The 8,189-nt window shown below is 65.6% G+C and carries 9 protein-coding genes; 4 read left to right on the top strand and 5 right to left on the bottom strand.

What is annotated here, in order from left to right; all coding sequences use genetic code 11:
• Both otsB and CH256_RS10505 read right to left on the bottom strand, forming a co-directional pair.
• A partial coding sequence (gene otsB / locus CH256_RS10500) for a trehalose-phosphatase (RefSeq protein ID WP_094669554.1) occupies positions 1–1,055 on the bottom strand: 1,055 nt, incomplete at its 3' end.
• A 59-nt stretch (positions 1,056–1,114) separates the two neighbouring features.
• Positions 1,115–1,858, bottom strand: a complete 744-nt coding sequence (locus CH256_RS10505; RefSeq protein WP_037190693.1) for a FadR/GntR family transcriptional regulator — start codon at positions 1,856–1,858, stop codon at positions 1,115–1,117.
• Positions 1,859–1,938: 80 nt separating this feature from the next.
• Between CH256_RS10505 and CH256_RS10510 the strand changes: the two genes are divergently transcribed.
• From CH256_RS10510 to CH256_RS10525, 4 genes are all read left to right on the top strand, one after another.
• On the top strand, positions 1,939–2,499 hold the full coding sequence (locus CH256_RS10510) for a gluconokinase (protein ID WP_068053791.1): 561 nt from the start codon (positions 1,939–1,941) through the stop codon (positions 2,497–2,499).
• 244 nt (positions 2,500–2,743) lie between these two features.
• On the top strand, positions 2,744–3,046 hold the full coding sequence (locus tag CH256_RS10515) for a WhiB family transcriptional regulator (RefSeq protein WP_008713079.1): 303 nt from the start codon (positions 2,744–2,746) through the stop codon (positions 3,044–3,046).
• A 346-nt stretch (positions 3,047–3,392) separates the two neighbouring features.
• A complete protein-coding gene (locus CH256_RS10520) occupies positions 3,393–4,106 on the top strand; it encodes a DUF2637 domain-containing protein (RefSeq protein ID WP_094669555.1) in 714 nt (237 codons plus the stop codon).
• Between the two features lie 22 nt (positions 4,107–4,128).
• Positions 4,129–4,641: a DUF427 domain-containing protein gene (locus tag CH256_RS10525; protein WP_094669556.1), complete on the top strand. Its 513-nt coding sequence runs from the start codon at positions 4,129–4,131 to the stop codon at positions 4,639–4,641.
• Between the two features lie 4 nt (positions 4,642–4,645).
• Here the strand turns inward: CH256_RS10525 and CH256_RS10530 are convergent, their stop codons facing one another.
• From CH256_RS10530 to CH256_RS10540, 3 genes are all read right to left on the bottom strand, one after another.
• Positions 4,646–5,689, bottom strand: coding sequence for a hypothetical protein (locus CH256_RS10530; RefSeq protein ID WP_094669557.1), 1,044 nt, complete (start codon positions 5,687–5,689; stop codon positions 4,646–4,648).
• On the bottom strand, positions 5,686–6,306 hold the full coding sequence (gene bluB, locus CH256_RS10535) for a 5,6-dimethylbenzimidazole synthase (RefSeq protein ID WP_179272067.1): 621 nt from the start codon (positions 6,304–6,306) through the stop codon (positions 5,686–5,688). The genes CH256_RS10530 and bluB overlap by 4 nt, the downstream gene beginning before the upstream one ends.
• 11 nt (positions 6,307–6,317) lie before the next feature.
• The coding region (locus CH256_RS10540) for a putative bifunctional diguanylate cyclase/phosphodiesterase (RefSeq protein ID WP_143536551.1) at positions 6,318–8,189 on the bottom strand (1,872 nt) is incomplete at its 5' end.

Here is an 8,189-nt window from a genome sequence, read left to right on the forward strand (position 1 = left end):
CCGATGTCGTGCGGCAGATAATCCGTGACCTGCAGGCTGGCCCACTTGGTCTGCACCGTCATCGTGCCGTCCACGTACTGCTGGCTCAACGGAAGCGATGCGCGGGTCGGCCCGACGCTGAAGTGGCCGGCCTGATCGCCGCCGAGCAGGTGTGCGAACACGGCTGCGGAATCGGGTTCGGGGTGACACAGCCAGGTGACGTCGGCGTCGGGGGTCAGCAGGGCAACGGCATTGGGGCTGGCCAACATCGTCAGTCGTTCGATGCGCGGGGCGTCGGCTCCCGAAAGCCACTGCCGTCGCTCCTCGAGCAGGAATGCCAGGGCGAGGGCGACCTGCTCGGTGCTGTCGATGCGAAATTCCGCGAGCGTGTCTCCCGGTCCGATCTTGACGCCGATGTCCGGCCCGTGCAGGTGTCCGAAGGCCTTCTCGTCGGTGACGTCGTCGCCGAAAAAGACTGCGGCAGTAGCAGCTTCCTGGTGACGAAGGATGTCGAGGGCGACGCCCTTGTCGGTGACGATGACTGCCAGCTCGATGACGGACTTGCCCTCGGTTACCTGAACGCCGTCCCGCGCCGCCGCACCGGATCGCACAGCTGCGAGTGCTTCGTCACCGGCGGCGGTCTCGGCGTTGCGGACGTGCAGCGCGACGCTGGCCGGCTTGGTCTCGATGCTGACGCCGGGATGGGCGTCGGCGATGGCCTGGAGTTCGCCGGTGATGACGGTGAGGAGCTTCTTGGCGTTGTCGTCGATGGCATTGACGAACCCGGCGTCGAACTCGCTGCCGTGACTGCCCACCAGCTGCACTTCGGACGGCAGGCGCGAGAGGATCGCGAGATCGCGGAGGGCACGTCCGGAGATGACGGCAGCGTTGGTGCCGGCGAGGGAGGCGAGGCCGCGCATGGCGCTGACCGACTCGGGGTGGGGGAAGGCCTTCTGCGGGTCGGAGACGATCGGCGCCATGGTGCCGTCGTAATCGGACGCGACGAGCAGACGCGGAGTCCGAGCTACTCCAACGAGCGCGCGGCGAAGTTCGAGCGGCAATTCGAGAGCAGTCACCCGTCGAATCTAGGCGATGAACCCCGCCTCGGCGTACCTGGCTTTGTGCGCGGGATGTATCACTGCTGGTCGGGGACCAGACCGGGCGACGGAGTCACACCGGAGGCCGCCGACATCGAGGCGGCGGACTTGGTGACGATGGCCAACATGGCTCGCTGGGCGCCGTCGGCGTCGCCGGATTGGATAGACGACGCCACCACGCCGTGCAGTCGGATCGCCTCTGGGTCGGCTTGGCGGGACATCAGGGCGTGGCGGGTGCGGCCCGCGAGCACCTCCACCACGATGTCGGACATCGACCGCAGCATCGGGTTGCCGGAGGCCGCGAGCAACGTGCGATGGAAATTGCTGTCGTGTTCGAGGTAGGCGTCGGAGTCGGCGGCCCGGGACGTCGACGACATTCCGATGACGGCGGCCGTCAGCGCGCCGCATTGCTCGGGTGTTGCTCGATGCGCAGCGAGCTTGGCTGCCAAAGGCTCGATCCCCGAACGTAATTCGCTGAGCAGCAGCAACTGCTCGGCGCGGGCAGGCCCGGCCAGTTGCCAGCGGATGACCACAGGGTCCAGGGAGTTCCAGTTCTGCGAGCCCTGCACGGTGATCCCCACGCGTCGACGCACGGTGAGCAACCCCAGCGATTCCAGGACGCGAACCACTTCCCGGACGACGGTCCGCGACACGGTGAACCGCACGGCGACGTCGTCGGCCGAGATTCGGGTCCCGCTCGGGATCGCGCCGCTCACGATGTCGCGACCGAGCTCGTCGAGCACCGAATCGTGCAGCTGGCGGAAGTCGCTGGTCTCGCTCATGTCCGGTCGATCGTCCCACGGGTCGCCCGGTTTCTCGCGTCTGTCCGATCCGCGCGAGCGTGATGGAGCAGTATCGAGGGATGGCAGCACAGACGACAGGCAGAGCACATCATCCGGTTCTCGTGGTGATGGGAGTGTCCGGATCGGGTAAATCCACAGTGGCGGGCATCCTCGCCGGAGCATTGAAATGGGACCTGCAGGAGGGCGACGACCTGCACCCGGACGCCAACGTGGCGAAGATGGCGTCGGGTCAGCCACTGACCGACGAGGACAGGTGGCCATGGCTCGACGTGATCGCGGAGTGGATCACCGAGCACACCTCCACCGGTCGATCGGGAATCGTCACGTGCTCGGCCCTCAAGCGGTCGTACCGAGACGTGCTGAGCGCCGCATCGAGGGACGGGGCCGAGGTGATCTTCGTGCATCTGGCAGGCACCAAGGACCGAATCAGCGGACGCCTCAATGCTCGGATGGATCACTTCATGCCGTCCTCGCTGCTCGACACGCAGATCTCGACCCTCGAGCCGCTCGGTGACGACGAGAACGCGATCGTCGTCGACATCGGGCCGCCGCCGACCAAGATCGCCGAGCGCATTCTCGTCGAACTCGAAAAGCGTGCGGGAATGTCGGAAAGTCACTGATCGCCGTTTTGTGACCTCCATGGTGGATCAATGTGACTTTCAGTCGGTCTGACTGTGGCAATGCGACATTCATCCGGGCCTGGGGCCGCAAACGGGGCGCAGATCTGCTGACGGCTGTCCTGAACGTGCAATTTTCAAGCAAGCGCGCTTGCTTTTAAGTACTACGAATGACCGAAAGGACTTGTAAAAGTATGACGAATGCGAGATAGTGAGCTTGTTCACTTTTTCAGTGAGGAGACAGCTCATGGTGCGAGGCGCACCCGCCAGGCCGGTCCAACTTCCCGTTCCCAACGCAGACGTCTGGGACTGGCAACTCGACGGTCTGTGTCGCGGATTGGACTCGTCCGTGTTCTTCCACCCCGAAGGCGAACGAGGCCGCGCTCGCACCTCGCGTGAGAAATCCGCCAAGCAGGTCTGCGGCCGCTGCCCGGTACTCGAACAATGCCGCCAGCACGCCCTCGAGGCGAACGAGCCCTACGGCGTATGGGGCGGAATGTCCGCACACGATCGCGCCGACTTCTACCGCGGAGCCGTTCGTACCGCTTGATCCCTCAGCGGGTTCGGTGCGGTGGCAGTGGGGGATTGTGGCAAATGCGCGCGCATTCGCCAGGCGCGTTCACAATTGTCAACGCTCGCATAGCGATTCCGCGCGCCCCTGGCAAACGCGCGCGCGTTCGCGAAGACTGCTGGGCGGACAACACCGGGCCGCAACGAGGCGATCAGAATCCGCAGGTCTCCTCGGACTTACCTCCGGCGCACTCGCTGTCGACACTGCTGTGAAGCCCGGCCTGATCGACATTCGCGGCGGCGACGCATCGTTCGCGCCGCCTTCGAGCCCTGACCGTCGCAGCCTTCACCGAACTTGTCGGTGGGTTCGTGTTTCATGACGATCCATGAACAAGGTCCTGCGTGCGACGCTCGTCAGTGCGGTCGTCATCACCACCGTCATCGGAATTGCGTCCTTCGTGCTCAGTTTCGCTGCACTGTGGGATCTGGCCACGATGGCAGGTGTCCCACGCTCGCTGTCCTGGCTGTGGCCGGTGATCGTCGACGGCACCATCCTGCAGGCCACGATCTCCGTCATCGCGCTGGCCCAATTCGAGGATCAACGCAGTGGTCGACGCTTCTTCTGGGGTGTGTTGATCACGGCAGCTCTGGTGAGTATCGGCGCAAATGCCATGCACGCCTTCATCTCCGACGCTGGCACACTGCATCCGGCCCTGTCGGCGGCAATTGCAACCGTCGCCCCGGTGAGTCTGTTGGCCGCAACGCACGGACTCGGCATCCTTGTTCGGGTACCGGCGGAACTGCCGAAGACCACCGACGAAGAACCCGCCCCCGAAGAGGTGGCAATCGCGGTCCCGAAAGCCGAACCCGTGACACCAGCGCCCGAATTCCCCACCCCCGAGATACCGACCCCTGCGCCGATGGCGCGCACCGAGCCGGTCCGCACAGACCCGATCCGAACCGAGCCGGTCCGCACCGAACACCGCCTGCCCGAATCCCCGGTCACCTCGGTGCGCACGGTCGAACCACTCGACGAGGTCGATCGCTGGATTCTCGACGAGGAACGGGTGGACGATCTCTATCCCGTCGACGCCCCGTGACGCCCGGTGGCACCATCGAAGGATGAGTACACACTTGCCGAGATCCGTCGTTCCCGAGAAGCCGAAGCCGGGCCAGGAGTCCGTCTGGGATTACCCCCGTCCGCCCAAGCTCGAAGCCTCGAACCGTTCCCTCGTCGTTCGGCTCGGCGGCCAGGTGATCGCCCGCACCACCGCCGCTTACCGAGTGCTCGAGACGAGCCATCCGCCCACCTGGTACATCTCGCCTGCAGACGTCGTTCCGGGCGCGCTGACCCCCTCGGCGGCGCGCTCGACGCACTGCGAGTGGAAAGGCGCAGCGACGTACTGGGACGTCCACGGCGGAGACGCTGTCGCAGAGGCTGCCGGGTGGAGCTACGAGAACCCCACCCCTCGGTTCGCCGAGATCGCGGGTTACCTGGCGTTCTCGCCCAGCCGCCTCGAATGCGAGATCGACGGCGAAGCGGTCCGACGCCAGGAAGGCGGGTTCTACGAGGGCTGGATCACCGACGACGTCGTCGGTCCGTTCAAGGGAATCCCGGGCTCCTACGGGTGGTGACGCCCTAACCGACCGGCAACTCGGCGCGGGGGATGATCTGAATCGAACTCGCCGCGCCGGGGTCGCTGCCGGTCACCAGCACGTCGCCGTTCCGCGGATCGACCGCCACCGAGTTGGCCTGCGTCACCGTCGGAACATCGCCCAGGATTCGCGGAGCTGCGGGATCGGATACATCGACCACCCGCAGTACGTTCGACGCGGTCAGCGTCACGAACAGCACCCGACGTTCGAGATCCACGGCGAGCCCGTACGGGTTACCCGGTGCGTCGATCGATGCGATCTGACGAATGCCGCCGGCATCGTCGACCGACGCGAGCAGGACCGCACCACCGTCGGTGTCGGCGAACCCGGCCACCGTCTGATTCACCGTCACCGCGTGCGTGAGCTTGACGCCGATCGGAGCCTGCGACACCTCCTGCTGCGTCGCGCCGTCGTAGACCCACACACCGTTGCCCTGCACGTCCGCGACGGCCGCGAACGGACCGAGAGCGGCAGCACCACCGGGCTGGACAGGGCCCGGCGGTAGCTCCGACACGATCGCCCCGTCGCGCAGGAAGATCACTCCGCCACCCATCTCGTTGGTGGCCACGACGGTGCCGTCGGAGGTCTGCACCGCATCGTGTGGCTGACGACCGACACCGGTGGCCGTCGACAGAATCGCGCCGTCGGCGAGCGAGATCTCGAGCAGCTCGTCACTGCCCTCGAGCGGAACCAACACCGGGCCGTCGGGACCGGCCAGTGAAAGATGTCGCGGCGCACCCGTCGTCGAGACCATCTGGCGCACGGCACCGGTGGCCGCGTCGAACAGCACCACGCCGTCGGGCTCCCGCACCCCGGCAGCAGCGATCCCGGACGATCCCACCACGACACCTTCGGGAGCACCCGCAAGAGGAACGACGGTACCGATCGGGTCGGCCGCATCCGGGGCCTGTGCGGGCTCGGCCGCCGGAGTGGTTGCCTCAGTGGTCGGTTCGGTCGAGGATTCGGCCGCAGAGCAACCGGCGACGAGCAGGCAGACAGTGGCCGCCGCGACCAGGCGCGCCCTCATCGGCGGTACTGCTCGAAGTGCAGGGCGTCGTCCAGTGGACGGCGGCTACGCCAACCGAAGCGTTCCAAATCGGGTACCTCCTGAAACGATTGGACCGGACCGACGCACAGCCAGGCGATCGGGCGGACCGGTGCGGGGATGTCGAGCAGTTCGGTCAGGTACGCCTCGTCGTAGAACGAGACCCAGCCGACGCCGACGTTCTCGGCTATCGCTGCGAGCCAGAGGTTTTCGATGGCGAGGACGGCGGAGAACAGTCCGGTGTCGTCGACGGTGTCGCGACCGAGGACGTGCCGACCTCCACGGTCGGGATCGTAGGTGACCACCACCCCGGTTCCGCTGGTCTCGATTCCCTCGATTCTGATGGGGTCGAACGTCTTTCGTCGTTCGGCGTCGAGCTTGTCCGCAAAATCCTGTCGGCAGCCGGCCACGTGGGCCGCGAATGCGCTCAGAGTATCGGGCTTACGGACGACCACGAAGTCCCAGGGCTGGGTGTTGCCCACGCTCGGGGCTTGATGCGCCGCTCCGAGGATTCGTCGCAGAGTCTCGTCGTCGACGACGGTTCCGTCGAACTCGGCGCGGACGTCGCGGCGAGATCGAATCGCGGCATACACCGACAGGGCTGCTTCGGTCATGATATCCGTTCTCCTGTAGCAGTATTCAGATGCGCATTCAGTTCGGCGACGAGGGCGGGTAGTCGGTCTGCCGAGGTGGGACGGCCGAGGTGGTAACCCTGCGCTCGTCCGCACCGTAGTTCGCGCAACGCCGTCATCGTCACCTCGTCCTCCACTCCCTCTGCCGTCACCGACAATCCCAGCGTACGGGCGAGCTCGACGGTCGATCGCACGATGGCGGCATGCGCCGGGTTGTGTGCCATGCCGCCGATGAACGTGCGATCGATTTTCAGCTCCTGTACCGGCAATCGCTCGATGTAGGCGAGCGAGCTGTAACCGGTTCCGTAATCGTCGATGGCGACCTGCACGCCCATCGCATGCAGTATCGACAGCGTCTCGGTCGCGCCGATCGGGTCGGTCATCGCCGAGGTCTCGGTCACCTCGACGGTCAATCGGCGCGGTGGACAATCGAATTCCTTCAGCGCTGTATAAACTTGGTCGATGAGGGTGTCGTCGAACAGGTTTCGGGTCGAGATGTTGACGGCGATGCTCAGCTCGAGCCCATCGGTCATCCACTTCCTTCGTTGGGCGAGGGCCTGGGTGAGGACGTAGCTCGTCAACGGCCGGATCAGTCCGGTGCGTTCGGCGGTGGGCAGGAATGTGCTGGGGGACAGGACGGTGCCGTTCGGATGATGCCACCGCAGCAGTGCTTCCACGCCGACGACGGTCATCGTCGTGAGGTCGATCTGCGGCTGATAGTGCAGTTGCAGTTGATCCGTCTCCAGTGCCGTGGTGAGTTCGCCGAGCATGATGAGCTGCTCGCTCTTGTCCCGGTCCATCGACCGGTCGTAGTACGCGACGCGAGACTGGGCGGCTTTCGCGGCCTGGACGGCGAGGTCGGCGCGCTGTACGAGGCGATCGGGTGTCGTTTCGTCCTCACCGTCGCCGAGAGAATTCGACGCGACTCCGACGCTCGCTTCGATCAGCAGGGTCATGTTCCCCACCTCGAAGGGCGTGGCGAACAGGAGCTGAATCCGGTGCGCCAACGCGGCCGGATCCATCGACTCCGATGCTCCACACAGGGCGAACTCGTCACCGGCCAAGCGCGCCAACAGAATCGAGTCGTCGGCGACGCCTCGCAGTCGCTCGGCGACCACCACGAGGACCTGGTCGCCGAGGCCGCGTCCGAAGGTGTCGTTGATCTCCTTGAATCGGTCGATGTCGACGGTGAGCAAGGTCGACTCACCCGCATTGCCCCAGAGTCGATGCTCGAGGGCGCGTAGGTTGGCCAGTCCGGTGAGGTGATCGGTATCGGCGACGGCACGAAGCTGGACGGTCTGAGTGTGCAACAACCGCAGCAGATCGGTGATGCGGAGCATCACCAGGACCACCAGAGCGAGAGCACAGAGCAGCACCGCCCATCCCCACTGGGCGATCGGCTCGTCGCGAACGACCTCGATGAACATCACGATCGGCGCAGTCAGGGTGGCCGCGGTCAGCACGACGACCGTGGGAGTGGTGAACGACGCCATCAGGTGGGCGTCGGATTCGATGTTCGGGTTGGTGATGCGCCGCATGGACGGGTGAAGGGCGGCGACCCCGATGAGGACGTAGGACATGATCCATCCGACGTCGAACACAGACCTGTCGGACGAGGAATCGGAGACGATCGCGAAGTTGTTCACGGTGTCGGTGACCACTAGCAGCGCTACGGCCACGGTGAGGAGCCGGTAGGACAGGGTCCGCCACTGCCGTGAGCCGACGAAGTGGGCCAGCAGTCCCAGCAGAAAGATGTCCATCGCGGGGTACGCGACGTCGACCAGGCCTGCGGTTCCGGAGATGCCGCCTCCGCCGAGCGACGGCTGCACGGCGAACACCCAGGTGAGCAG

The organism is Rhodococcus sp. 05-2254-6, assembly GCF_002258565.1.
In the GTDB taxonomy this organism is placed as follows: Bacteria; Actinomycetota; Actinomycetes; order Mycobacteriales; family Mycobacteriaceae; genus Rhodococcoides.